Raw genomic sequence first — 24,334 nt, 5'->3', positions numbered from 1 at the left:
GAAACATGAACGATGCTGCCCCTGCGCCCACCCCCGCGCCCGCACCCCGCAAGCGTGCCCGTGTCCGTGCCCCCGAGCTGATCGGCAAGGGGGGCTGGATCAACACCGGCGGGAAGGACCTGAAGCTCGCCGACTTCCGAGGTCGCACATTGATCTTGGATTTTTGGACGTTCTGCTGCATCAACTGCCTGCATGTCCTGGACGAGCTTCGGGAGCTTGAGGAGAAGCACCGGGACACCGTGGTGATCATCGGCGTGCACTCGCCCAAGTTCGTCCATGAGGCCGATCACCGGGCCGTGGTCGACGCCGTCGAGCGGTACGGGGTCGAGCACCCCGTGCTGGACGACCCCGAGCTGGTCACCTGGAAGCAGTACGCAGTGCGGGCCTGGCCCACGCTCGTGGTGATCGACCCCGAGGGGTACGTCGTCGCCCAGCACGCCGGCGAGGGTCATGCGCACGCGCTCGCGGAGCTGGTGGCCGAGCTGGAGGCCGAACACGGGGCCAAGGGCACCCTGCGGCGCGGCGACGGGCCGTACGTGCCGCCGGAGCCCGTCGCCACGCACCTGCGCTTCCCCGGGAAGGCCCTGCTCCTGGACTCCGGCAACCTGCTCGTCTCCGACACCACCCGGCACCGGCTCGTCGAGCTGGAGGCGGACGGGGAGACCGTCGTGCGGCGCATCGGCAGCGGTGAGCGCGGGCTCGTCGACGGCCCCGCCGAGACCGCCCGGTTCAGCGAGCCCCAGGGGCTGTGCGCGCTGCCCGACGGGCGCGTGGTCGTGGCCGACACCGTCAACCACACCCTTCGGGTCCTCGACCCGGCCACCGGCGAGGTGTCCACCGTCGCCGGAACCGGCGCCCAGTGGATGCAGGGCAGTCCCACCAGCGGCCCCGCACGCGAGGTGGCCCTCTCCTCTCCCTGGGACGTGGCCTGGTGGCGCGACCGGGTCTGGATCGCCATGGCGGGCGTCCACCAGCTGTGGGTCTACGACCCGGCGGCCGGGACCGTCGGCATCGCGGCCGGGACCACCAACGAGGGCCTCGTCGACGGCCCCGCCTCCGAGGCCTGGTTCGCCCAGCCCTCCGGCCTCGCCGCCACTCCTGACCGCCTGTGGGTCGCGGACTCCGAGACCAGCGCCCTGCGCTGGGTCGACCCCGACGGGCGTGTGCACACCGCCGTCGGGACCGGTCTGTTCGACTTCGGGCACCGCGACGGCGCCGCCGCCCAGGCCCTCCTGCAGCACCCGCTGGGCGTCACCGCCCTCCCCGACGGCTCCGTCGCCGTCTGCGACACCTACAACCACGCCCTGCGCCGCTACGACCCGGCCGCCGACGAGGTCACCACCGTCGCCACCGACCTGCGTGAGCCCAGCGACGCCGTGCTCGTCGGGGAGGACCTCGTCGTCGTCGAGTCCGCCCGCCACCGGCTCACCCGGCTGCGGCTCCCCGAGGAGGCGCTCCAGGTGGAGGCGGTCGCGCACCGCACACAGCGCGAGGCCACCGAGATCGCGCCCGGCGTGCTCTCCCTCGACGTCGTCTTCCACGCCCCCGCCGGGCAGAAGCTCGACCAGCGGTACGGTCCCTCCACCCGGCTCCTGGTGTCGGCCACGCCCCCGGAACTCCTGGCCGACGGCGCGGGCGCCGGGACCGGCCTGGCCCGCGAACTGAAGCTCGACCCGGCGGTCACCGAGGGCGTCCTGCACGTCTCCGCCATGGCCGCCTCCTGTGACGACGACCCGGACAACGAGTACCCGGCCTGCCACGTCCACCAGCAGGACTGGGGCGTCCCGGTCCGCGTCGTCGAGGGCGGTGCCTCCCGACTGCCCCTGATCCTGGCGGGGATGGACGCTCAGTAGCCCAACAGGCCCTGGTGCCAAGACGGGTGGCCTGCCGCGCCGTCCAGACAGCCCGCCACCCACCGGTCCGGGTCCAGGGCCGCCCGGCCGCCGCCCAGGCCCTCGCGGGCCATACGGGCGCATCCCCCGGCGAGCAGCTCCGGGACCAGGTCGCCCCGCACGTCGCGCTGGCGCACGCGGGTGCCCGTGAGGTAGCCGCCCTCGTACGCGATGCGGTCGGCGCCCGGCGGGCGGTCGTCGTAGCGCGCGATCACCAGGGTGGACCCGGCGACGAACAGGGCCGCCGCCATCGCCCCGGCGGTCAGCAGCTTCAGGCGGGACGGCCCCCGGTGTCGCGCGAGGGCCGAACCTTCTCCCAGGAGGACCATGCCCGGCAGGGTGTCAGGACGCCGCTTTCCGGGATGTTTCGCCCGCCGCCCTCCCCGAAGTGGACTGCTGAAGTGCCTACTTGAGGAACGCCACCAGCGCGTTGGCCAGCAGGTACGGGTCGTCCGCGCCGCACAGTTCACGGGCGCTGTGCATCGACAGGCAGGCCACGCCGATGTCGACGGTGCGGATGCCGTGCCGGGCGGCCGTGATGGGACCGATGGTGGTGCCGCACGGCATGTCGTTGTTGGAGACGAAGGACTGCCACGGCACGCCCGCCTCCTCGCACGCCGCCGCGAACACGGCGCGGCCGCCGCCGTCCGTGGAGTACCGCTGGTTGACGTTGACCTTCAGGATCGGGCCGCCGTTGGGACGCGGGTGGTGTGTCGGGTCGTGGCGCTCGGCGTAGTTGGGGTGGACGGCGTGGCCGACGTCCGACGACAGGCAGACGGTGCCGGCGAAGGCGCGGGCGCGGTCCTCGTAGCCGCCGCCCCGGGCGAAGACGGACCGTTCCAGCACCGTGCCGAGCAGCGGGCCCTGGGCGCCGGTGTCGGACTCGGAGCCGTTCTCCTCGTGGTCGAACGCGGCCATGACCGGGATCGCGGCGGGCGTGCCGCCCGAGGTGGCGACGGCGGTCAGCGCGGCCGTACAGGCGTGCACGGACAGCAGGTTGTCGAGGCGGGGCGCGGCCAGCAGTTCACGGTCGCGGCCCAGGTAGGCGGGCGGTTCGACGGAGTGGACCATCAGGTCCCAGCCGAGGACCGCGTCCGCGTCCAGGCCGTCCTCCTCCGCAAGGAAGCGGACCAGGTCGCCCTCGCGGACGTCCGAACCGAGACCCCAGATCGGCTGCATGTGCCGCTGCCGCTCCAGCTTCAGGCCCTCGTTGACCTGCCGGTCCAGGTGGATGGCCAGCTGCGGGACGCGCAGCAGCGGGCGGTCGACGTTGACCAGCCGCTCGCTGCCGTCGCGCAGGGTGAGCCGTCCGGCCAGGCCGAGGTCGCGGTCGAGCCAGGAGTTGAGGAGCGGGCCGCCGTAGATCTCGACGGCGAGCTGCCGCCAGCCGTGCGCGCCGCTGTCGGGGCGCGGCTTGACCCGCAGGTTCGGGGAGTCGGTGTGAGCACCCACGATCCGGAACGGAGTGTTCGGGGCAGTGCCCTCCGGTACGTACCAGGCGATGATCGCGCCGCCCCGCAGGACGTACTTGCCGCCGGCCGTCCCGTCCCACTCGGCGGTCTCCTCGACCTGCCGGAATCCGGCCTCGTCCAGCCGTTCCGCCGCGGTGGCGACGGCGTGGTAGGGGGACGGGGAGGCCGCCAGAAAAGTCATCAGGTCGTCGGTGTGGCCGCGGTCGAAGCGGGCGGGCTCACGGGCGGGATCGCTGCTCATGGTCCACACGATACGGGCGGTCCCGGACCGGGTCGCAGGGGTTCGCGAACCGGCGTCGGCCCGCCGTTGTCAGTGGTGGCTGCCAGTATCGGGAGGGACGACTCACTGTTGCGGCGTCGCGGCGACTGCGGCCGCGCCACCGCTGACCGACGTAGGACTGCTGGCGCGTGACCGGAGGTGCACTGGTGGACACGATGACGACGACGGCGATGGCGGCGATGGCGGCGATGGGGACGGCGGTGGCCGTGGGACCTGCCTGCGCGGTGTGCGAGGCGCCGGGCGCGGAGTGGAGCGGGTTCTTCGCGATGCCGGTCTGCGCGCGCTGTGCCAGGACGGGGGCGGGAGCGCCGGACGACCGCGATCCGGTACGGCTCGGGGACCTGCTGCCGGTGACGGCGGCGGCACTGCGGGCGTCGGCCCGGCCCGATCCGGTGCGGGGACCCGCCCGGATTCCCGCGCCTCGCACGGGGTCGGTGATGGTGTGCCGGCACTGCGGCGGGCGGGCGCGCTGGCACCGTACGACAGGCGACCGGTGGGTGGCGATAGAGCCGGGCGCGCGCCCGTCGGCCGGGGTTCCCGGCGGCAGGCGCTGGTACATCGCGGGGGACGGTACGGCGGTGAATCTGCGGGGCGCCGCCCCGTCGGAGACCTGCCGGGTGAGTCACTTCGACGTGTGCCCGGGGCGGGCGGCGGGGCGGGTCACGGGGTGATGTTGTGGTTGATCCGGAAGAGGTTGCCGGGGTCGTAGCGACGCTTGGTCTCCACCAGACGGTCGTAGTTCTGGCGGTAGTTGGCGCGTACGCGGTTCTGGTCGTCGTCGCTGAGGAAGTTGATGTAGCCGGCCTCCTCGGTGTGCGGGCGCAGCGCGCTGTCGTAGGCGCGGCACCAGGCCACGTTCCGTTCGATGTCGGCGGGGTCGCTGAAACTGGGACCGAAGGCGGTGGAGAAGGCGGCGTCGCGATAGGCGAACGCGGTGTCGGTGGGGCCGGCGCGGTGGCAGGCGCCGTCGACGGGGAAGACGATCGTGTCGCTCTGCATCGACGGGATGCTCTCCCCGAACGACATGTGGACATCGATGGCGCCGTCGGACAGCTCGTGACTGAAGTTGCCCTTCCAGTAGTGGTAGAGGCCGGGCGGCAGGTCGGCGTCGAAGAGCGTGTTGATCACGGGGTACGGCATGCGGGCGAGGTACTGGCCGAGGACCGGGCCGAGGGTGCCGAGCCGGGCACGGACCGCGTCGTCCTCGTCCTCCGAGCCGCTCCAGCAGGTGATCACGGCGCACACGGGCCGCCCGTGCCAGCGCTCGGGCAGGAACGGCACGGCCGGGCCGAGCAGCAGCGCGAAGAGGCTGTTGAACTCCTCGGGGCTGTCCGCGACCAGCTCACGCCAGCGGCGGGCCACGTCCCCGTCAAGTGGATAGACGGTCGGTCCGCCGAGGACGGTGCTCACCGGGTGGAGGCGATACAGGAAGGAGAGGACGGCGCCGAAGTTGCCGCCGCCGCCGCGGAGGGCCCAGAACAGGTCCGGGTCGTTGTCGGCGTCGCAGCGGACGAGGGTGCCGTCGGCGGTGACGACGTCGGCGGCGAGCAGGTTGTCGCAGCTCAGGCCGTAGCGGCGGGACAGGTGGCCCATGCCGCCGCCGAGGGTGAGGCCGCCGATGCCGGTGGTCGACACGACGCCGCCGGTGGTGGCGAGGCCGAAGCCGTGGGTGGCGTGGTTGAAGTCGGCCCAGGTGCAGCCGCCTTCGGCGCGGGCGGTGTGGTGCTCGGGGTCGACACGGACGGCGCGCATCCGGGAGAGGTCGAGCACGAGGCCGTCGTCGCAGGTGCCGTATCCGGCCGCCGCGTGGGCGCCGCCGCGTACGGCGAGGGCGAGGTTCTCGTCGCGGGCGAAGTTCACTGCGGCGACGGCGTCGGCGGCGTCCACGGCGCGGACGACGGCGGCGGGGTGCTTGTCGTGGAGGGCGTTGTAGACGCGGCGCGCCTCGTCATAGCGAGGGTCGGACGGGCCGATGACGTCGCCGTGCACGGCGTCACGCAGCGGCTCCAGGTCGAGGGTGACGGTGGTCATGAGTCCGTTGTAGGCGGGGGCGGCACGACGGGGCATCGCGGGAACGGCCCATTCCGGGGCCCTGGGCCGGATGGGCGGAACGGCCCATGGTGCTCATGCCAGCCCGTGGGAGACGGCGAAGGCGGTGGCGGCGGCGCGGGAGGTCACCTGGAGTTTGGCGAAGATGTTGTTGAGGTGCCGGGCGACGGTGTGCTCGCTGATGGTGAGGGCGGCGGCGATCTCCCGGTTGGTGCGCCCGGTGGCGACGAGCCGCAGAACCTCCACCTCGCGCGCCGACAGCCCGCCCGGGGGCCGCCGCCGCTTCCTCCGCTGTACGTCGTCGAGCAGCGCGCCGGCCCGCCGGGCGTCCGGTACGGCTCCGAGCGCCTCGAACGTGTCGCGGGCGGCCCGCAGCTCCATGACGAGGCCCTCCTGGTCCCCGGCCTCCCGGTCGGCGGCGGCCAGCATCATCCGCACCTGGGCCGCCTCATACGGCACGCCCAGCTCCAGCCACGCCCCGAGCGCCCGCCGCAGCAACGGCAACGCCGCGGACGCACCCCCGGGCCCGTGCCCCGGAGCGGCTCCGGGGCCGTCGGCCGGCCTCGGGGTGGCGGGGGCCGGGCCGCCCGGGGCGCGGGCTTGACCGGCGCCTCCCGGCACCGGTGCGGCGGGCGGGGCGCTGTCGGCCGGGGTGCCCGCGGCGCGGGGGTGGTGGGTTTCGGGGCCGGACGCCGGTGCCACGCTGCCGGGTCCGGAAGCGGGGGCGTCGGGGCTCCGGCCGTCGGGTGAGGTGCCAGTCGTGTCGCGGGTGCCGAGGTCCGGGCCTGCGGGTGCTGTCCTGTCCGGGCTTGCAGGTGGCGGGCCGCCCGGGGTGGGGGTGCCGGGGCTTCGGCTGCCGGGTGCCGTCTCGTCCGGGCCTTCGGGGGCAGGGCCGTCCGAGGTGGTCGCCCGGTGGACGCCGTGCGGCCCCGCCAGGGTTGTGGCGGCTGTCGCCGTGGTGGTGAGGGCGGTGAGGAGGGGGGCTTCCGGAGCGGTGGCCGCAGTGAGGGCGGCGAGGGCGGTGGCGGCTCGGGCGGCTTCGGTGAGGGCGCCGCGGGACAGTTCGACCTCCACCTGGGCGGCCAGCAGGCGGGCGTGGTGAAGAAGGTCGCCGTGGAAGGGGGCGTCGGCCAGGGCGAGGCGCAGGGCGGCGGCGGCCCGGTCCGCGTGGCCCTGGGCCAGACGCAGGAGTGCGAGGCCGGGCTGCGGGGTGCGGCCCAGCGCGTGAGCGCGTGCGTAGGCGGCCTCGGCCGCCGCCGGGTCGCCGCGCCGCCGGTGGATCTCCCCGGCGACGTACTGGGCCTCGCCCGCCACCGCCGCGTCGCCCTCCGCCACCTCGGCGCACACCTGGGCGGCCTCCGCCTCCGCGCGCGTCCAGTCGCCGTGCAGGTCCAGGACCTCCACCCGGTGCACGCGGCACAGGCCCCGGAACGGGTTGTCGGACGAGTGGGCCGCGCACCAGCGCATCGCCGCGTCCGTCCACTCGGCCGCGCGTGGCAGGTCCGCACAGGCCATGCACCGGGTGAGGGCCAGGCAGTAGATCCAGCCGGTGAACAGTGAACTCAGCTCTCCCGCCGTCACCGCGCACATGGCGTCGTCGAGCAGCGCCATGCCCTCCGCCGTGCGGCCGTGGGCCAGAAGCGCCGCGCCGTGCACCTGCCGGCTCATCGCCAGCAGGTCCCGGCTGCCGCAGTCACGGGCGATCCGGCCCATGCGCCGCGCGGCGGTGACGGCCGCGTCCAGTTCGCCGCGCCCGGCCGCGTCCTCGGCCTCCGTCCAGGCCAGATATGCCTGTTCCAGGCACTCCGGCCGCCCGTCCAGGTGCTCCCGTGCCCGGTGCAGCCAGCCGGTGGCCGTGGCGGTGTGCCCGATGTCCCGGTACTCGTAGAACAGCGTCCACGCGGCGCCCCCCGCCGCCCGGTCGTCGCCCCCGGCGGCGTACGCGGTGTAGGCCCGCAGCCGGGCGTCGACGGACTCCCGCACCCGCCCGGTCCACCAGGCGGCGTCGGCCAGCAGCGTGAGGTCGTCGGCGCCGAGCGTGTCCGGCGGGAGGTCGTCCAGCAGGGCGTACGCGGTGCTCCACTCCTCGCGCGCGGCAGCATCGCGGGCCTTTTCGAGGCCGAGCCGGATGGTCCCCATGGAAGGTTCCTCCCGCCCCCAGGATAGAAGGAACCGGACAGGCGGGGTTTCGGGAGGAAAAGGGTGACGGCCTGCTCTCCCGGGGCCGACCCCACCGGGAGAACAGGCCGTCACGGCCTTCAGGCAGTTACGTGCGCGAGGCTCAGAACGCGGCCTCGTCCAGCTCCATCAGGCCCATGTCGACGCCCTCCGCCAGCAGCCGCTCGGTCGCGACGCCCGGGAGGACGTTGGCCGCGAAGAACTTCGCCGCCGCGATCTTGCCCTGGTAGAAGGCGACGTCCTTCGAGGAGGCACCCTCCGCCAGCTTCTCGGCGGCCACGGCCGCACCGCGCAGCAGCAGGTAGCCGACCACGACGTCGCCGGAGGCCATCAGCAGGCGGGTGGTGTTGAGTCCCACCTTGTAGATGTTCTTGACGTCCTCGCCGGTCGCCGTCAGGTCCGTCAGCATGGCGCCGACGATCCCCTCCAGGTCCACGGCGGCCTTGGCGAGCGCGTCGCGCGCGGCGGCCAGCTCCTCGCCGCCGGGGCCCACCGCGAGGAACTTCTTGATCTCCTCGGACAGCGTGTTCAGCGAGGCGCCCTGGTTGCGGACGATCTTCCGGAAGAAGAAGTCCTGGCCCTGGATCGCGGTGGTGCCCTCGTAGAGGGTGTCGATCTTGGCGTCCCGGATGTACTGCTCGATCGGGTACTCCTGCAGGAAGCCGGAGCCGCCGAAGGTCTGGAGCGACTGGGCGAGCTGCTCGTAGCCCTTCTCGGAGCCGTACCCCTTGACGATGGGGAGCAGCAGGTCGTTCAGGCCGTGCAGGGCCTTCGCGTCCTCGCCCGCGGCCTCCTTGAGCTGGATCGCGTCCTGGACGGTGGCCGTGTAGAGGACGAGGGAGCGCATGCCCTCGGCGTACGCCTTCTGCGTCATCAGCGAGCGGCGGACGTCCGGGTGGTGCGTGATGGTGACCTTGGGCGCGGTCTTGTCCATGAAGTTCGCCAGGTCGGTGCCCTGGACGCGCTCCTTGGCGTACTCGAGGGCGTTGAGGTAGCCCGTCGAGAGGGTGGAGATCGCCTTCGTGCCGACCATCATGCGGGCGAACTCGATGATGAGGAACATCTGGCGGATGCCGTCGTGCTTGTCGCCGATGAGCCAGCCCTTGGCGGGGTGCTTGTCGCCGAAGGTCATCTCGCACGTGTTGGAGGCCTTGAGGCCCATCTTGTGCTCGACGTTGGTGGCGTACACGCCGTTGCGCTCGCCCAGCTCGCCGGTCTCCCAGTCGAACTCGTACTTCGGGACGAGGAAGAGCGACAGGCCCTTGGTGCCCGGACCGGCACCCTCGGGGCGGGCGAGGACGTAGTGGAGGATGTTCTCCTCCATGTCGTGCTCACCGGAGGTGATGAAGCGCTTCACGCCCTCGATGTGCCAGGAGCCGTCCTCCTGCTGGATCGCCTTGGTGCGGCCGGCGCCGACGTCCGAACCGGCGTCCGGCTCGGTCAGGACCATGGTGGAGCCCCAGCGCTTCTCGACGGCGATCTGGGCGATCTTCTTCTGCGCCTCGTTGCCCTCCTCGAAGAGGATGCCGGCGAAGGCGGGGCCCGAGGAGTACATCCACACGGCCGGGTTGGAGCCGAGGATCAGCTCCGCGTAAGCCCAGATGAGGGAGCGGGGCGAGGTGGTGCCGCCGATCTCCTCGGGCAGGCCGAGGCGCCAGTACTCGGAGTCCATGAAGGCCTTGTAGGACTTCTTGAACGAGGCCGGGACCGGCGCGGTGTTCGTCTCCGGGTCGAAGACCGGCGGGTTGCGGTCCGCGTCGGCGAAGGACTCGGCGAACTCGTTCTCGGCGAGCCGGCAGAGCTCGTCGAGAACGCTCTTGGCGGTGTCGACGTCCATCTCCTCGAACGGACCGGTGCCGTACACCTTGTCGCGGCCGAGGACCTCGAAGAGGTTGAACTCGATGTCGCGGAGATTCGACTTGTAGTGCCCCATGGCGAACGGCTCCGTAAGGGATCGGGAGGCAGGTTCCTCGTGCATCTACCAGCTAGTAGCTTCGATGATGCTACCCGCTGGTAATAAGGGCAACCCCTCACCGGGATCTGTGACGCGTCTCAACCACGGCAGGCCACCGCCCCCGGGCCCGCCGTCACGGGCTGCCACGATCGGCGCACGCGGGCGGGCGCCGCTCACCGCCCCGTGCCTACGGTGGCCGCATGCCCGCCGAGCCCGGTGACGACGAGGAGTCCGCCTCCTGGATGGAAGGCGGCGGCTGGTTCGAGTTCACCCTGGCGGTGATCCTCGCGCTGGCGGCCGTGGGCACGGCGTGGGCCGGTTTCCAGAGCCAGAAGTGGGGCGGCGTCCAGGCGAACTCCTTCGCCGCCGCGTCCGCCGCCCGCACCGAGTCCACGCGCCAGTCCACGGAGGCGGGCCAGTTCCTCACCATCGACGTGATCATGTTCACCCAGTGGCTCACCGCGCTGAACGAGGAGATCCTCGCGGACCCGTCGAAGCGGCCCGAGGGCGAGTACGTGCCCGACCCCGACAGCGTGTCGGGCCTGCTCTTCACCCGCTTCCGCAGCGAGTTCAAGCCCGCCGTGAACGCCTGGCTGAAGACCCGGCCGCTGACCGACCCCGATGCGCCGTCGACCCCCTTCTCCATGCCGGAGTACCAGCTGGCGACCCTGGCGGAGGCGGTGAAGGAGCTCAAGGAGGCGGAGCGCCTGTCCGCGAAGGCCCGGCAGTCCAACCAGCGCTCGGACAACTACGTCCTGACGGCCGTCCTCTTCGCCCTGGTCCTGTTCTTCGCCTCCGTCGCGGGCCGCGCCCACGCCCGGCGCCCGAGGGTGCTGCTGTTCGGCCTGACCGTGCTGACCCTGACGGGCGCGGTGGTGCTGCTGGTGCTCTATCCGGTCCAGCTCTGACCGCCGCCGGGGCTGTCCCCGCCGGGGCTGACACCGCCCGGCAGCCGCGCCACCAGCCGGGCCCCGCCCCACCGGCTCGCGGCGGCCCGCAGGGTGCCCCCGTGCCGTACCGCGATCTCCCGCGCGATGGCCAGGCCCAGCCCCGCACCGCCGGAGGACCGTGCCCGCGCCTCGTCCAGCCGGGTGAACCGCGCGAAGACCCGCTCCCGGTCGTCCGCCGGGATCCCGGGCCCGTCGTCCAGCACCTCCAGGACCGCGGTCCCGTCTTCCACCCGTACGGCCACGAGGACCCGGGCGGTGGCGTGGCGGCAGGCGTTGCCGAGCAGGTTCCGCAGCAGCCGCTCCAGCGACCCGGCGTCCCCCGGCACCCGTACCGGCGGTGCGTCCAGCTCCAGTGTCAGCCCCTCCGACGTGGGCAGATGCCGATGTTCCCGCACGAGATCCTCCGCGATCCCCGACAGATCGACGACCCCGCCCGCCTCCGCGTACGGCGTCCCGTCCATCCGGGCGAGCAGCAGCAGGTCGTCGGCCAGCGCCTGGAGCCGCACGACATCGGCGGCGGCGCCCGCCACGACGCCCTCCCAGTCCGCCCCCTCCGGGTGCCGCAGCGCCCCCTCCAGCTGCGTCCGCAGCGCGGCCAGCGGGCTCCGCAGCTCATGCGCGGCGTCCGCGACGAACTCCCGCTGCCGGGCGGACGCCGCCTCCAGCCGGTCCAGTGTGCCGTTCGTGGTGCGGGCCAAGTGCGCGATCAGGTCCTCGGTGGGCGGCACCGGAACCCGCCGGTCCAGCGAACTGCCGGTGATGTCCTCCAGCTCCCGGCGGATCGCCTCGACGGGACGGAGCGCGCGGGCGGCCCCGAGCTGCACCAGCAGCCCCGTCAGCACGCCCACTACCGGTACGGCGGTGGACAACAGGACCCAGTACAGATCGCTGATCGCCTGCCATTCGTTCTGGGCGGCCCACAGCAGATGGAGGGCGACGAGGAAGAGGAGCCCCGCCGCGAGCGACGCGGCCAGCATCAGCCGTCCCCGGAACGACAGCCGGGAGTTCCCGCCCCGTAGCGCCGCCCAGACGGCGAGCCCGGTGAGCAGCCCGGACGCCGGGCCGACGAAGCCGAGGCTCCATCGGTAGACGGAGAACGCGGCCCGCCAGGGCTGCGCCTCGTTGAAGTCACCGAGCCACCCCACGTACGTGAGGTACAGGAGCGCAGAGGAGGCGCCGGCGGTGAGCGCGGCCCGGCGCCGGGGCGCCCGGGGCAGCCCGTGCCCGGCGGCCCAGCAGACGAGGGTGACGGCCAGGGCGCCCAGCAGCCAGCCGGGCCAGGCGAGCAGCCCGACGACGGGTCCGACGCGGTCGGTGTACACGGCCGGGGTGTCCTGGGGCGGCGGCACCCCGGCCGCCAGCTCCGCGTAAACGACCGCCTCCGCCGACACGGCCACGACTCCCGCGCTCATCAGCGCCGCCGCGCACACGGGGAGCGGCGGAGGGGCCCACCTGGCGTCACGCACCGGGCCGTACCCGGTACCCCGCCCCCCGGACGGTCTCGATCGTCTCCGTCCCGAACGGCCCGTCGATCTTGCGGCGCACGGCGGAGACGTACACCTGCACGATGTTCGGGTCGCCGGTGAAGTCGGCGGACCACACCTCGTCGAGCAGGTCGTACTTGCTCACGACCTCCCCGGGCCGACGCTGGAGCAGGCTGTGCAGCAGCGCGAACTCCTTGGGCGTCAGGCCGATCGCCCGACGGCCCCGGCCGCAGGACCGGCGTGCCGGGTCCAGCCACAGGTCGCCGCACTCCAGCACGGCCGGATGGCGGGCCCCGCCCCGCCGGATCAGCGCGCGCAGCCGGGCCTCCAGCACGACGTACGAGAACGGCTTGGCCAGGTAGTCGTCGGCGCCGGTGTCGAGACCCTCGGCCTCGTCCTGCTCGCCGTTCTTCGCGGTGAGCATCAGCACCGGCACGTCGTTGCCCTCGGCGCGCAGCCGGGCGCACACCCGGTAGCCGCTCAGTCCGGGGAGCATCAGGTCGAGCAGCACGGCGTTGTACGGGTGCTCGCGCGCGAGGTGCAGTCCGGTCACGCCGTCGCGCGCGAGATCCACGGTGTACCCGACGGCGGACAGCCCCCGCTGGAGGGAGCAGGCGAGCCGCTCCTCGTCCTCGATCACCAGTACGCGCACGGCAGCCAGTATGGGGGCGGGGCCGGGACGGTCCCTGAGGAAATCCTCAGCCGCCTTGAGCCGCAGCTCAGGGGCCGTCCCCCAGGCTCCGCCACCATGCGACACGAACGATCACTGGCGGTGGGGGCGCTGTCCTTCCTCGCGTACACCGTGTACGCCCTGCGCCGCCACGCCCGCTTCGAGACGACGGCGTACGACCTGGGGATCTTCGGCCAGGCGGTGCGCTCGTACGCCGAGGGCCGCCTGCCGGTGTCGGAGATCCGCACGGCGACGGCACCCGAGGGCTTCGCGGGCGCGGCGTATCCCCTGCTGGGAGACCACTTCCACCCTCTGGTGGGGCTGTTGGGCCCGGTGTACGCGCTGGTGCCGCGCGTCGAGGTGCTGCTGGTGGCGCAGGCGGGGCTGGTGGCGGTGTCGGTGTACGTGGTGACGCGGACGGCCGGGTGGGTGCTGGGTCTGTCGTACGCGGCGTCGTTCGGGCTCCAGGACCTGGTGGCCTTCGACTTCCACGAAGTCGCTTTCGCAGTACCGCTGTCGGCCCTGGCCTGCGCGGCGTACACGGAGGGCCGGTGGCGCGCGGCCGCGTGGTGGGCGGCGCCGCTGCTGCTGGTGAAGGAGGACCTGGGGGCGACGGTGGCGGTGCTGGGCCTGCTGCTGTCGCGGCACGACCGCCGGACGGGGCTCGCGCTGTGCGCGGCCGGGTGCGTGGGGGCGGTGCTGACGGTGGCGGTGCTGCTCCCGGCGGCGGCGCCGGACGGCCGCTACGGGTACGTGCACCAGCCGCACGGGTACGGGGTGGGGGACGGCTGGGACACGAAGGCCGTGACGGTCGCGCTGCTGGTGGCGGTGACGGCGGGCCTGGCGCTGCGAAGCCCGCTGGTGCTGCTGGCGGTTCCGACCCTGGCGTGGCGCTTCCTGTCCCCGAACCCGGCGTACTGGGGGCCGGGACTGCATTACTCGGCGGTGCTGATGCCGGTGGTGTTCGCGGCGGCCGCGGAGGGGCTGCGGCGGTGTGCGCGGCCGGGGCGGTGGGTGTCCGTGGTGGCGCTGGCGGCTGCGGTGTCGGTGGGCACCGGGCCGTTGAGCGCCTCGTGGTCGCCGGACTTCTGGCGGGACCCGCCGCCTGCCGCCGCCGCTCGTGAGGCGTTGCGGCTGGTCCCGGACGGCGCGGCCGTGGCGGCGAGCAACAGCCTCGTGCCGCACCTCGTGGACCGTACGACCGTGTACCTGGCGACGGAACGGGCGCTGCCGCGGGTGCGGTGGCTGGTCGTACGGGACGGCGACCCGTGGCCCGCGGGACAGGCGGGGGCGGTGCGGCGGGCGGCCGAGGGGGCGGGCCACTGGCGGCGGGTGCACGCGGCGGGCGGGGTGACGGTGTACGCCCGCGAGGGCCGCCCCGAGGGGCGGATACCGTGGCGTACGCCGACCGCAGGGGAGTGAGACCATGCAGATCGAGTACGACAGGGAGAACGACGTCGCGTACGTCTCCCTTGTCCCGGGCATCGAGGACGGGGCGGCCGTGAGTCAGGTCACGGTCGGCGCCCCGGGCGTCGAGGCGGAACTGACGCTCGACTTCGACGCGTCGGGGCAACTGCTCGGCATCGAGGTCCTCGGCGCCCGAGCCGCCCTCCCGGCCGAACTCCTGGCCGGGGGCGAGGCCCGTCAGAGCTTCGGTCCGAAGGGGGCGCTGCCCTCCTGCCCGTAGTAGGCGCGCACGAACGAGATCCTCGCGACGCGTCCGCCTTCTGACACGACGTGCTCGGCTGCCTTCCGGCCGGTGAAGCTCCGCTGCTCGCGCCGGTACTCCTCCCAGGGCTCGATGAAGCGCGGGTCGTCGATGACATGAAGCTCACGGCTGTCCTCGACGATGGTGACGACAAGGCTGTCGCGCGTCTTCGGGTCGCGGTACTCGTACCGCTCGGAGGTGGCGGCGTAGTCGGCGGGGAACGGCGCCCGTGCGCCGGTCCACCGGTCCTCGCCCAGGGCCTTCGCCCATGCCTCACCGGCCGTCCGGGTGTCCCCGTCGAGGACGACGTACCGGTCCATCCGCCACTGGCAGCCCAGCGGGCCCGCGGACTCCCCCTCGAAGGGGACGTGACGACGGCAGTGGTCCGTGGCCGAGGCGCCGAGCTGCCGCGAGACGCCGGGCAGACCGTCGACGATCTCCTCCAGGCGGTGTTCGCTCTCCGCCTCCGCCGTGCGGCTCGCCGCGTCGACCGCCCAGCTCCGCGACATGCCGGTCAGGGTCAGCTGCGTGTAGCCGTACCATCCCGCGGCGGCCAGGCCCGCCAGCACAGCCACTGTGCGGACGATCCGGCGTCGCCGCACCCGCGGTCTCGTTGTTCGCGCCATCCCTGGATCGTGACAAGCCGGGATCACCGAGCGGTCACGAACCTGTGCGGATGCGGCGCCTTGCGGCCTTCGGCGGACGCGTACGGCCGGAACGGCGGTCAGACGTGGCGGCGGGCCGTCACGACGAAGGTGTCGATCAGGTCCCTGGCCGACTCCCGCCGGGTGTCGAGGTCCGCGCGGTCCGTCGCGCGGTTGAGCTTGCCGATCGCCCTGAAGGCCTCCGCCGCGGCGGTGTTGACCTCCGGCGCGTCCGTGATCAGCTGAAGCTGGAACAGGGCCTGCTGGGCGCCGGCGCGCAGCTCGTACGAGCGCCTGCGCAGGGAGACCTCGTCGTCGGCGTCGCGGCCCTCGTGCACGCAGATCCAGTGGTGGACCATGGCCTGACGGAACTCCACGAGCTGCGCGGCGTACGTGCCGTACACGTCGAGCCGCTCCTGCCGCAGGTGCGCCTCACGGCTGCTCTGCTCGGCGCGCAGAGCGGTGCGCTGCTGGAAGACGTGCGTCAGGGCCGAGCCCAACAGGGTCCCGAGCACGGCGATGACGCTGGTCAGTATCGCGTCCATGGACCGTCATCCAACCAGAGTCGCGTCTGCGGCCGGACTGTTCCGGCCCGGCCGCAGAATGACGCGCCGGCCCTACTCGGCGGCCCGCGCGACCGCGCCGAGGCCCGCCGGCCGCCGCTCCGGGACCTCCCGCAGCACGTCGAGCAGTGCGCGGGCGGTGGCGAGGTTGCAGTTCCCGAGCACGATCAGCGGCGGCATCCCGAAGTCCCGCCCGAGCGAAGGCAACTTGACACCGAGCGAACCGAGGGTGATCCGGAGCTGGTTGACGAGGATGCCCGCCTCCCGGTCCAGCTCCCGTTCCGTGTCCTTGGCCTTGTCCATGGGCCTTCATCCCTTCTGTGCGTTGAGTGACGAACCGGTCACACGGTGGCGTGACGGGGCGTACCGTGAAAAGGGGTTTCGGCGACACGGCGCCAGGTGTGAAAGGCGGTCACCCATGGGGCAGGGGAAGCGGTATGACATCGACGGGTGGCGGAGCGTTCCGTGCTTCTACGGAAAGGAGTTGAGGTTCCAGCGGGAGAAGGCAGGCCTTTCACTGGCACAGCTTGTGGAGGGCAGCTTCTACGGGGTCACGTACCTGAGCGAGATCGAACGCGGCAACCGCCGCATGCCGGTGGACCTGGCCCGCCACGTGGACCAGGCCCTCAAGACGGACGGCTACTTCGAGCGTTGCTGCGAGGACGTGCGGAAGGCCAGACAGGGCGCCCACGCGTCGTACTTCGCGCCGATCGCGGAGGCGGAGACGCGGGCACGGGTGATCGAGGAGTGGGCCTGCGCCCTAATCCCAGGACTCCTCCAGACCGCGACCTATGCACGGGCGATCATCCACGCCACGCATCCTCTGAACCTCGAAGAGGAGGTGGGGGCGAAGATCCGTGACCGGCTGGCGCGGGCCCGCCTCTTCGACGACTGCAAGAGGCCGGAGTACTGGGTGATCTTCCATGAGTCCCAGGTGTGGCACCCACTGGTGGCTCCAGAGGACATGGCCGCACAGTTGGACCACATCGCGACCCTGGCGCAGCGGCGACGGGTTGTTCTGCAAGTCCTCCCGTGGAACGCGGCGACGCATCCTTTCACGGCGATGTCGCTGACGTTCATGGAGTTCGACGACGAGCCGCCCTTCGTCTATACGGAGGGCCCGTATCACGGCCAGATCCTGGACGACCCGGGCCTCGTGAAGCGGTACCGCAGGGCATACGATCGGCTCAGGGCTGCCGCGTTGGCACCGGAGGCGTCCCTCGCCATGATCGAACAAGCGTCTGAGGACTACCGAAATGGCAAGCAACCTCGATGGGTTGAAGGGCGCCCTTTGGCGTAAGAGCAGCTACAGCAACGGCGACGGCGGCAACTGCGTCGAGGTTGCTGACGATGTCCCCGACGTTGTCCCGGTCCGGGACAGCAAGGTCCCGGGTGGCTCGGTGGTCACCGTCACGGCCCGTGCCTGGGCGCCGTTCGTCGCGGCGCTGAAGACGGGGCGGCGGTGACAACGGGCGCGCCTCGCTGGCGTAAGAGCAGCTACAGCAACGGCGACGGCGGCGATTGCGTCGAGGTTGCCGACGATGTCCCCGGCGTTGTCCCGGTCCGGGACAGCAAGGTTCCGGGTGGCTCGGTGGTCACGGTCACGGCCCGTGCCTGGGCGCCGTTCGTCGCGGCGCTGAAGACGGGGCGGCGGTAGCGGCAGCCGGGCCCTGCCGCGTGGCGTGGTGGCACCATGGGGCGCATGGCGGCTGACCAGCCCTGGGCGGGGCTTCACGAAGACCTGCTGGCGGCGTGGACGCTCGTGTACGGGCCCGGCGGGTTCGCCTGCTCGCGGCCGGTGCCCGAACCGGAGGGCGCCGAGTACGCGGCGCACGGGTTCACGCTCGACGGGCTGGCGGTCAGGTTCCGCGTCGCCAGGACCACGCCGGCGAAGGCCGGGCAGTTCGTGACGGTGTGGCAGCGGTCCGAGGCGGGACCGATCCGGCCCTTCGACGCCGGGGACGGCATCGACCTCGTGGTCGTCAGCAGCCGCGACAGCGGGGACGGCGGGCACTTCGGGCAGTTCGTGTTCCCGCGGGAGGCGCTGTGCGAGCGCGGCGTCATGTCCCGGAACGGCTCCGGTGGGAAGCGGGGCTTCCGGGTCTACCCGCCGTGGGTCACCACGGCGAGTCGTCAGGCGGGCAGCACTCAGGCATGGCAGGTGCGGTACTTCCTGCGTCTCGCGGCGGAGGACGGGGCCGTCGACACGGCACGTGCCGAGGCCCTCTACCACCCGTAGCTGCGGAGCGTGGAGGCAGCGGAGGCAGGTGCGACGGCTGAGACCTCTCGCCTCCTCGGAGCCACGCCCCTGTCACCGCGTCAACCTGGCGTCCTCCTGCCCCTCCTGCCCCGCCGGTAGCGTCCCTCCAGGCGTGGGCGGTACGGCGCTGTGCGGTGGCGGCACCGCGCCGTAGGGGCCGTGCGGTGGCGGCACCGCGCCGTACGGGCCGTGGGGCGGCGGCACCGCGCCGTAGGGGCCGTACGCGGGCGGGGCGGCGTGGGCGTACGGGTACGGGGGCGTCGGGAGGGCCGCCGGAGTGACCGGCAGAGGGGAGAGGCGCTCCGGAGGGCGGGGGCCCCTCGGGGTCAGCCACAGGATGAGCGCGGCGTAGAGCAGGATGGACACGATGTCCACGACGGCCATCTCCCACGGCATGTCCGCCGCCGTCTCCTCGGACAGCAGGCCGTCGACGAACGCCGCGGTGAAGCCGAACGCGACCAGGTTGTTCACCACGTGCAGCGAGATCGCCGCCTCCAGGCCGCCGGTACGGACCGACAGCATGCCGACGACCACGCCGAAGACCAGCAGGTCGACGAAGCCCCACACCGTGCCCCAGCCGTGCAGTGCCGCGAACACCAGCGCCTGGGGGAGCGTCGCCAGCCACGGGGAGCGCAGGAACTGGCCGACCGCCTGGAACAGCCAGCCCCGGCACACGTACTCCTCCGCCGCGGCCTGGAGCGGGACCAGGAGGATCAGCATCGTGAGCGAGGCCGCGTACGGGCCCCAGCCCACCCACACGTCGGCCGGGGCATCCTCGGCTGTCTCGCCGGCCGGGAGCAGCAGCATGACCGTCGTGGACAGCGCCTGCACCGCCGCCGCGGCCATCAGGCACCGGCCCAGCCAGCCGACCCGCAGCCGCCCCGTGACCGACGACACCGTGCCCGCGGGCCGGGCGCCCACCCACCGGACTGCCAGCAGCACCAGCGGCAGCGCGATCGCGATGACCAGCAGGTCCAGTGCCGTCGACACCACCGGGCCGAAGTCCGTGCCTTCGTCGTCCGGCAGCTGCGGGAGGCCGGCCAGCAGGCCGGCTATCTCGGCGCCGACGACCAGGACCAGCATGGCCGGGATCCAGCCGCCGAACACCAGCAGGGTGCCGAGCGGCGGGCGCCACCAGCTGTGGCGGTCCGTGACCCGGGCCATGCGGTGGTAGGGCAGCTCGGAGGGCGGTGGGGACGCGGTTGTCATGACCGCAAGCATCGCAGGTGACGGCGGACCGGGTGCGCCGCCCGGTCGGCACGGAGCCTCGCGTGCGGCGGGCTCAACCGCCCTGCTCCTCGCGGTAGCACGCGCCCAGGGTGCTCAGGGCCGCGCGGAGGGAGTCCGGGGGTGTGCCCGCGTAGCTGAGGACGATCGCGGGCGGGCGGGTCCGGGGGGCCAGGGTGTCGTCGGTGAGGGTGTAGAAGGTGCCGCCGCGTACCAGCACGGAGCGGCCGCGGGCGCTGCGGACCAGGGCGTCCTCGTCGGTGCCGGGCGGGAGACGGACGTACGCCTGGAGGCCGCTGTCGCCGCCGAGGACCTCGGCGCCCGGGAGGTGGACCGGCACCTCGGCCCGGACGGTCTCCCGGCGGCGGCCGAACTCCGTGCGCAGCCTGCGCTGGTGGCGTTCGTACGCACCCGTCGAGATGAAGTGCGCGAACGCGAGCTGCTCGATCCCGGAGCAGCCGATGTCCCAGCCCACCCGCGCGTACTCGATCGACGCCATCAGTTCGGACGGGGCCGCCAGCCAGCCCAGCCGCAGCGCCGGGGCCAGCACCTTGCTCGCGCTGCCCGCGTACACGACCCGGTCCGGCGCCAGGCTCTGCAACGCGGGCACCCGGTCGGCGCGGTTCAGGTACGCGCTGTCGAAGTCGTCCTCCACCACATAGCCGTCCACGGCCCGTGCCCACGCCACCAGCCGCTCCCTCCGCTCCGGGCTCAGCCGGACACCGGTCGGGAACTGGTTGCCGGGCGTCGTGAGCACCGCGCGGGCCCCGCTCTCCGGCAGCAGGTCCACCCGCATCCCGTCCTCGTCCACCGGGATGCCCACCGGGCGCAGCCCGGCGCCCGCGATGAACTCCCACTCGCCCGGGTGCCCGGGGTCCTCCACGGCCAGCGCGTCATGGCCGCGCTCCCGCAGCACCTTGCACAGCATCGCGAGTCCCTGGGCGAAACCCGCCGTGATCATGAGGCTCTCCGGCCGGGTGCGCACCCCGCGCACCCGGCCCAGATAGCCGACCAGGACGTGCCGGGCCAGCGGTACCCCGCTGGGCGGTGAGTAGCCCAGCTCGGCGCGGCCCGCGTCCGCCAGCACAGCGGTGACCGAGCGGATCCAGTCCTGCCGGGGGAACGCCGCGGTGTCGGAGGTGCCGGTGCGCAGGTCCCAGGTGCCCGCGGGGACGTCCACGGGGGCGGGGAGCAGGGAGGACGCGGGGCCGGGCGAGGGCTGGGTGCCCTGCGCGACCCGGGTTCCCGAGCCGCGCCGGGTCACCAGGTAGCCCTCGGCGGCGAGCTGTTCGTACGCCTCCACCACCACGCTCCTGGCCACGCCGAGGTCGCTCGCGAGCTGCCTGCTCGACGGGATGCGCGAGCCGGGACGCAGTGTCCCGTCCTCGATGAGCTTCCGCAGCGAGCCCCGTATCTGCGCGGCCAGCGGCAGCCGTGCCGTGCGGTCCACAGTGAGGGCGAGGTGCCAGGACAAGTGGTCTCCTTTTCGGCCGGCGAAGTGGCATGGACGAAGAACTTCCCCGTTTGATGAAGTCACTTCGTACGGACATTCGCGTAACTATTCGACCAGATGCGCCTCTTGACGGGGGTAGGTCGTCGTGGTCGGTCAGGGCCGGGGGAGCCGCAAGGGAGCGGCACGGCCCCACGTGGATCTGTTGTGCGGCGGGCCACCGACCCGCCCACTGGGGGAGGGGGACCCGGCCGTGAGCCGGGTGCGCCGGGAAGGTTCGTTCCGTGTCCTTGATGCCGGATGTGATGGCGGAGTTCTCCGTCTCGGGGGTGCCCGGGGCTGTGGGGGAGCCGCCTGCCGAGCCCGGCTCGATCCGAGTGCGGGTCGATGCCGTCGAACTGCCGCCCAGCGATCCTGTGCGGGTCTACGAAGCCCTCGCCCGTGAGCGGGCCGACGACGACCTGTACCTCTTCGAGAGCCTCGACGGGCCCGCCCAGGACCGGCACTCCGCCGCCGTCGGCTGGGGCCGTCTGGCCGAACTGCGGCTCTACGCGGACCGCGTGGAGCTGACCGCACCCGGCCCGCTGGGCGAGGCCCTCGCCGGGTTCGTCACCGAGGCGGCGGGGGGCTCCGCCCCGGCGGCCGAGGACGGCGGCGTACGGGTGTGGGCGGCTCCGCGCGTCCGTGACACCTGGCGGATGCTGCGCACGGTGCAGGGCGCCTTCAGTGTCGACACCGAACTGCCTGCCTCCACCTTCGCCTTCGGCTTCCTCACCACGCTGGCCTACGAAGCCGCCTGGGACATCGAGGAACTCCCCCAGTCCCAGCGGGAGTCGGACCTGCCGCGCTGCACGCTCGCGCTGTTCCGCGACACCGTCTGGTACGACCTGGACAGCGGCGCCGTCCGGCATCTCGCCGCCTCCGGTGACCTGCTGCCGCCGGACACCGGGCGCCCGCCGGGCGAGGCCCTGGCAGCCGCGGTGACCGGGGAGCCCGGCCCGGCGGAGCCGCCCGCGGCGCCCGCGCCCCGGTCCGTGCGGGACAACGTCGACGAGGCGACCTTCGCCGAGCGGGTGGAGCGCTGCCTGCGCCACATCGGGGTGGGCGACAGCTACCAGATCCAGATCGGTCACCGCATCGACGTCGAGTCCGACCTGACGCCGTTCCAGGCCTACCGCCGGCTGCGGCACCGCAACCCCTCCCCGTACATGTACCTGGTCCCCTGGGCCGGGCACACGGTGATCGGGGCCAGCCCCGAACTGTTCCTGCGCATCGAGGACGGCCGGATCGTCATGCGGCCGATCGCGGGGACCACGCCCCGCGCCGCCGATCCGGAGGAGGACGCCCGGCGGGTGGCCGAGCTGCGGGCCAGCGCCAAGGAGCAGGCCGAGCACGTGATGCTCGTCGACCTGTGCCGTAACGACATCGGGCGGGTGTGCGAGCCGGGCACCCTGTCGGTCGACACGATGATGGAGGTCGAGCCCTTCGCGTACGTCCACCATCTGGTGTCGACCGTGTCCGGCACCGTGTCCGGGCGCGGCGGCGACGGGCCGGACGTCTGGGACTCGATCCGTGCGACCTTCCCCGCCGGGACCATGACCGGCGCCCCGAAGGTGCGGGCCATGGAGATCATCAACGACATCGAGGACGACCCCCGGGGCATCTACGCGGGGGCCCTGGGCCTGGTCGACGTACGCGGCTACGCCGTGCTCGCCCTGTGCATCCGCACCGCCGTCCACGACGGGCACGGCCGTTTCACCACCCAGGCCTCGGCGGGTGTGGTGGCCGACTCCGAGCCTGCCGGGGAGTGGCGGGAGACGCTGGCCAAGATGAGCGCCGCCTACTGGGCGCTGACCGGGGAGGAGTTGCTGCCGTGAGCGGTCCGAAGGTGCTGCTGGTCGACGCGTACGACAGCTTCAGCCACATCATCGATCAGTACCTGCTGACCCTGGGGGCGCGGACCGAGGTGGTGCGCTCGCGTACCCGGACGCCCGAGCAGCTGGTGGCGACGCGGCCGGATGCCGTGGTGCTCGGTCCCGGGCCCGGCCATCCCGCCGACTCCGGGCACGTCGAGCTGGTGCACGCCTTCGCCGGAAGGGTGCCGTTGCTCGGCGTCTGCCTCGGGCACCAGGCCATCGGCCTGGCGTACGGGGCGGAGATCGCCGTGGCCAGGAACCTGATGCACGGCAAGACCAGTCCCGTACGGCACGACGGGCGGGGGCTGTTCGCGGGTGCCGCGGAGCCGCTGACCGTGACCCGCTACCACTCGCTGATCGTCACCGAGCCCGTGCCGACGGAGCTGGAGGTGACCGCCACGTCGCTCGACGACGCGTACGTGATGGGGCTGCGGCACCGGACGCTCGCGGTCGAGGGGGTGCAGTTCCATCCGGAGAGCGTCATGACGGAGGACGGGCTCCGGCTGTTCGAGAACTTTCTCGCGGGGGCGGGGAGCCGGGCCGCGGCCGGGGCCGTGGGCTAGCTCCCGACCTGGGCTCGTCACTACTCGGGGGGATCAACCATGAAGGAGCTGAACGGAGCGCTCGCCGTCGTGACCGGTGGCGCCGGAGGCATCGGCCGAGCCGTCACCGCTGCTCTCGCGGAGGACGGGTGCCGCGTGATCGCCGTCGACATCCGGGGCGGTGGCGCCGGTCCTGGCGCCCATGGCGAAGTGGTCGCCGACGTCGGTGATCCGGACGCCGTCGCCGGGCTCTTCCGGCGGATCGAGGAGACGTACGGAGTGCCGGACGTTCTCGTCAACAACGCCGGGGTGTACGAGGCGCGGGACTTCCTCGACTACGACGCGGAGTCGTACCGGCGGGTCTTCGACAGCAACGCGACCTCCGCGTTCTTCTGTACGCAGGCCTTCGCCCGTCTCCTGATCGCGGCGGGGCGGCCCGGGAGTGTCGTCAACGTGGCCTCCATCAGCGGGCAGTCGGGGAGTCCCGATGCCGCCTACGGGGCGTCCAAAGGGGCCGTGATCACGCTGACGCGGGGACTGGGGCGGTCGCTGGCCGCGCACGGCATCCGGGTCAACGCGGTCGCGCCCGGGGTGATCGACACGCCCATGGCCGCGCGGATTCCCCGGGAGCGGCGGGCCGACTACGCGGCGCGGGTTCCCGTGGGGCGGCTGGGGGAGGCCGGGGAGGTCGCCGCGGCTGTGCGGTTCCTGGCGGGGCCGGGGGCCGGGTATGTCACGGCGACGGTCCTGGACGTGAACGGGGGGCTGGGCTGAGGGTGCGGCCGCGCCCGTCCTCTCCCCTGTCCCGTCCCCTCCCGGCCGTGCCGGGCCGCGTCTCCGCCGCGTGAGGGGCCGTCACCCCAGGCTCTCTCGCCCCTCCTCCGACCCCTTCGGGCAGGGCGTACCCCCGGCCGGGCCGCACCGCGCAGCCCCGGCCACGGCGGACGCTCGGGGCACGACCGCGTCGCCGGATGGGTTCCGGCTGCCCGGAAGGGCTTCGTCGCCCTGCCTGATCCCGCGTCCGTTCCGGCCCGCCCCTGTCGCCCCTGTCTCCCTCTGTCTCCCCCCCATTCCCTTTCCTTCCAGTTTCGAGAG

The 24,334-nt window shown here is 73.1% G+C and carries 24 protein-coding genes; 12 read left to right on the top strand and 12 right to left on the bottom strand.

What is annotated here, in order from left to right; translation table 11 throughout:
- Positions 1-5: 5 nt before the first annotated feature.
- On the top strand, positions 6-1,853 hold the full coding sequence (locus tag I3F58_RS12840; RefSeq protein WP_240108484.1) for an NHL domain-containing thioredoxin family protein: 1,848 nt from the start codon (positions 6-8) through the stop codon (positions 1,851-1,853).
- Here I3F58_RS12840 and I3F58_RS12835 read toward each other — a convergent pair.
- Both I3F58_RS12835 and I3F58_RS12830 read right to left on the bottom strand, forming a co-directional pair.
- The gene (locus I3F58_RS12835; RefSeq protein ID WP_240108483.1) at positions 1,847-2,221 is read right to left on the bottom strand and encodes a hypothetical protein; all 375 of its coding nucleotides are present in this window, start codon (positions 2,219-2,221) and stop codon (positions 1,847-1,849) included. The genes I3F58_RS12840 and I3F58_RS12835 overlap by 7 nt on opposite strands.
- Before the next feature lie 76 nt (positions 2,222-2,297).
- On the bottom strand, positions 2,298-3,605 hold the full coding sequence (locus I3F58_RS12830) for a M18 family aminopeptidase (protein ID WP_240108482.1): 1,308 nt from the start codon (positions 3,603-3,605) through the stop codon (positions 2,298-2,300).
- A gap of 167 nt (positions 3,606-3,772) precedes the next feature.
- On the opposite strand from I3F58_RS12830, the gene I3F58_RS12825 reads away from it, so the two are divergent.
- Positions 3,773-4,315: a DUF6083 domain-containing protein gene (locus I3F58_RS12825; protein WP_240108481.1), complete on the top strand. Its 543-nt coding sequence runs from the start codon at positions 3,773-3,775 to the stop codon at positions 4,313-4,315.
- Here I3F58_RS12825 and I3F58_RS12820 read toward each other — a convergent pair.
- The 3 genes from I3F58_RS12820 to I3F58_RS12810 form a co-directional block, all read right to left on the bottom strand.
- A complete protein-coding gene (locus I3F58_RS12820) occupies positions 4,305-5,675 on the bottom strand; it encodes an FAD-binding oxidoreductase (protein WP_240108480.1) in 1,371 nt (456 codons plus the stop codon). The two genes, I3F58_RS12825 and I3F58_RS12820, sit on opposite strands and share 11 nt — an antisense overlap.
- A gap of 93 nt (positions 5,676-5,768) precedes the next feature.
- On the bottom strand, positions 5,769-7,832 hold the full coding sequence (locus I3F58_RS12815; protein WP_240108479.1) for a response regulator transcription factor: 2,064 nt from the start codon (positions 7,830-7,832) through the stop codon (positions 5,769-5,771).
- A gap of 142 nt (positions 7,833-7,974) precedes the next feature.
- Positions 7,975-9,804: an acyl-CoA dehydrogenase gene (locus tag I3F58_RS12810; protein ID WP_240108478.1), complete on the bottom strand. Its 1,830-nt coding sequence runs from the start codon at positions 9,802-9,804 to the stop codon at positions 7,975-7,977.
- Positions 9,805-10,025: 221 nt separating this feature from the next.
- On the opposite strand from I3F58_RS12810, the gene I3F58_RS12805 reads away from it, so the two are divergent.
- Positions 10,026-10,733 carry a hypothetical protein gene (locus I3F58_RS12805; RefSeq protein ID WP_240108477.1) on the top strand — a complete coding sequence of 236 codons (708 nt, stop codon included), beginning with the start codon at positions 10,026-10,028 and terminating at the stop codon, positions 10,731-10,733.
- Here the strand turns inward: I3F58_RS12805 and I3F58_RS12800 are convergent.
- Both I3F58_RS12800 and I3F58_RS12795 read right to left on the bottom strand, forming a co-directional pair.
- Positions 10,715-12,187: a cell wall metabolism sensor histidine kinase WalK gene (locus tag I3F58_RS12800; RefSeq protein WP_240108476.1), complete on the bottom strand. Its 1,473-nt coding sequence runs from the start codon at positions 12,185-12,187 to the stop codon at positions 10,715-10,717. The two genes, I3F58_RS12805 and I3F58_RS12800, sit on opposite strands and share 19 nt — an antisense overlap.
- A 46-nt stretch (positions 12,188-12,233) precedes the next feature.
- Positions 12,234-12,911 carry a response regulator transcription factor gene (locus tag I3F58_RS12795; RefSeq protein ID WP_240108475.1) on the bottom strand — a complete coding sequence of 226 codons (678 nt, stop codon included), beginning with the start codon at positions 12,909-12,911 and terminating at the stop codon, positions 12,234-12,236.
- Between the two features lie 96 nt (positions 12,912-13,007).
- On the opposite strand from I3F58_RS12795, the gene I3F58_RS12790 reads away from it, so the two are divergent.
- Both I3F58_RS12790 and I3F58_RS12785 read left to right on the top strand, forming a co-directional pair.
- Entirely contained in the window at positions 13,008-14,351 is a 1,344-nt protein-coding gene (locus I3F58_RS12790) for a DUF2079 domain-containing protein (RefSeq protein WP_240108474.1), read from the top strand.
- Between the two features lie 4 nt (positions 14,352-14,355).
- Entirely contained in the window at positions 14,356-14,616 is a 261-nt protein-coding gene (locus I3F58_RS12785) for a DUF2283 domain-containing protein (protein ID WP_240108473.1), read from the top strand.
- On the opposite strand, the gene I3F58_RS12780 is transcribed toward I3F58_RS12785, so the two are convergent.
- The 3 genes from I3F58_RS12780 to I3F58_RS12770 all read right to left on the bottom strand — a co-directional run bounded on the left by I3F58_RS12780 (position 14,574) and on the right by I3F58_RS12770 (position 16,147).
- Positions 14,574-15,263 carry a hypothetical protein gene (locus I3F58_RS12780; RefSeq protein ID WP_240108472.1) on the bottom strand — a complete coding sequence of 230 codons (690 nt, stop codon included), beginning with the start codon at positions 15,261-15,263 and terminating at the stop codon, positions 14,574-14,576. The genes I3F58_RS12785 and I3F58_RS12780 overlap by 43 nt on opposite strands.
- A gap of 98 nt (positions 15,264-15,361) precedes the next feature.
- The gene (locus tag I3F58_RS12775; RefSeq protein WP_240108471.1) at positions 15,362-15,826 is read right to left on the bottom strand and encodes a hypothetical protein; all 465 of its coding nucleotides are present in this window, start codon (positions 15,824-15,826) and stop codon (positions 15,362-15,364) included.
- Between the two features lie 72 nt (positions 15,827-15,898).
- Positions 15,899-16,147, bottom strand: a complete 249-nt coding sequence (locus I3F58_RS12770) for a hypothetical protein (RefSeq protein ID WP_240108470.1) — start codon at positions 16,145-16,147, stop codon at positions 15,899-15,901.
- Positions 16,148-16,262: 115 nt separating this feature from the next.
- Between I3F58_RS12770 and I3F58_RS12765 the strand changes: the two genes are divergently transcribed.
- From I3F58_RS12765 to I3F58_RS12750, 4 genes are read left to right on the top strand one after another with little or no spacing between them, the layout of a single operon-like run.
- Positions 16,263-17,144 (top strand): helix-turn-helix transcriptional regulator, encoded by an 882-nt coding sequence (locus tag I3F58_RS12765; protein WP_240108469.1) that lies wholly within the window; start codon positions 16,263-16,265, stop codon positions 17,142-17,144.
- Entirely contained in the window at positions 17,122-17,310 is a 189-nt protein-coding gene (locus I3F58_RS12760; RefSeq protein ID WP_374207960.1) for a DUF397 domain-containing protein, read from the top strand. The genes I3F58_RS12765 and I3F58_RS12760 overlap by 23 nt, the downstream gene beginning before the upstream one ends.
- On the top strand, positions 17,307-17,501 hold the full coding sequence (locus tag I3F58_RS12755) for a DUF397 domain-containing protein (RefSeq protein WP_374207959.1): 195 nt from the start codon (positions 17,307-17,309) through the stop codon (positions 17,499-17,501). Before I3F58_RS12760 ends, I3F58_RS12755 begins: the two co-directional genes overlap by 4 nt.
- A 45-nt stretch (positions 17,502-17,546) precedes the next feature.
- Positions 17,547-18,083: a MepB family protein gene (locus tag I3F58_RS12750; RefSeq protein ID WP_240108467.1), complete on the top strand. Its 537-nt coding sequence runs from the start codon at positions 17,547-17,549 to the stop codon at positions 18,081-18,083.
- A gap of 72 nt (positions 18,084-18,155) precedes the next feature.
- Here the strand turns inward: I3F58_RS12750 and I3F58_RS12745 are convergent, their stop codons facing one another.
- On the bottom strand, positions 18,156-19,313 hold the full coding sequence (locus I3F58_RS12745) for a type II CAAX prenyl endopeptidase Rce1 family protein (protein WP_240108466.1): 1,158 nt from the start codon (positions 19,311-19,313) through the stop codon (positions 18,156-18,158).
- A 73-nt stretch (positions 19,314-19,386) separates the two neighbouring features.
- The gene (locus I3F58_RS12740) at positions 19,387-20,805 is read right to left on the bottom strand and encodes a PLP-dependent aminotransferase family protein (RefSeq protein ID WP_240108465.1); all 1,419 of its coding nucleotides are present in this window, start codon (positions 20,803-20,805) and stop codon (positions 19,387-19,389) included.
- A gap of 269 nt (positions 20,806-21,074) precedes the next feature.
- Between I3F58_RS12740 and I3F58_RS12735 the strand changes: the two genes are divergently transcribed.
- The 3 genes from I3F58_RS12735 to I3F58_RS12725 are packed head-to-tail and all read left to right on the top strand — an operon-like array spanning position 21,075 to position 24,013.
- Positions 21,075-22,658 carry an anthranilate synthase component I family protein gene (locus I3F58_RS12735; protein WP_240108506.1) on the top strand — a complete coding sequence of 528 codons (1,584 nt, stop codon included), beginning with the start codon at positions 21,075-21,077 and terminating at the stop codon, positions 22,656-22,658.
- On the top strand, positions 22,655-23,260 hold the full coding sequence (locus I3F58_RS12730) for an aminodeoxychorismate/anthranilate synthase component II (RefSeq protein WP_240108464.1): 606 nt from the start codon (positions 22,655-22,657) through the stop codon (positions 23,258-23,260). Before I3F58_RS12735 ends, I3F58_RS12730 begins: the two co-directional genes overlap by 4 nt.
- Positions 23,261-23,299: 39 nt before the next feature.
- Entirely contained in the window at positions 23,300-24,013 is a 714-nt protein-coding gene (locus I3F58_RS12725; RefSeq protein ID WP_240108463.1) for an SDR family NAD(P)-dependent oxidoreductase, read from the top strand.
- The last annotated feature ends 321 nt before the right edge of the window (positions 24,014-24,334 follow it).

Source organism: Streptomyces sp. MUM 203J (genome assembly GCF_022414595.1).
Classification (GTDB): domain Bacteria; phylum Actinomycetota; class Actinomycetes; order Streptomycetales; family Streptomycetaceae; genus Streptomyces.
The sequence above is the reverse complement of the archived record's forward strand: the minus strand, read 5'-3'. Positions and strand labels throughout refer to the sequence as shown.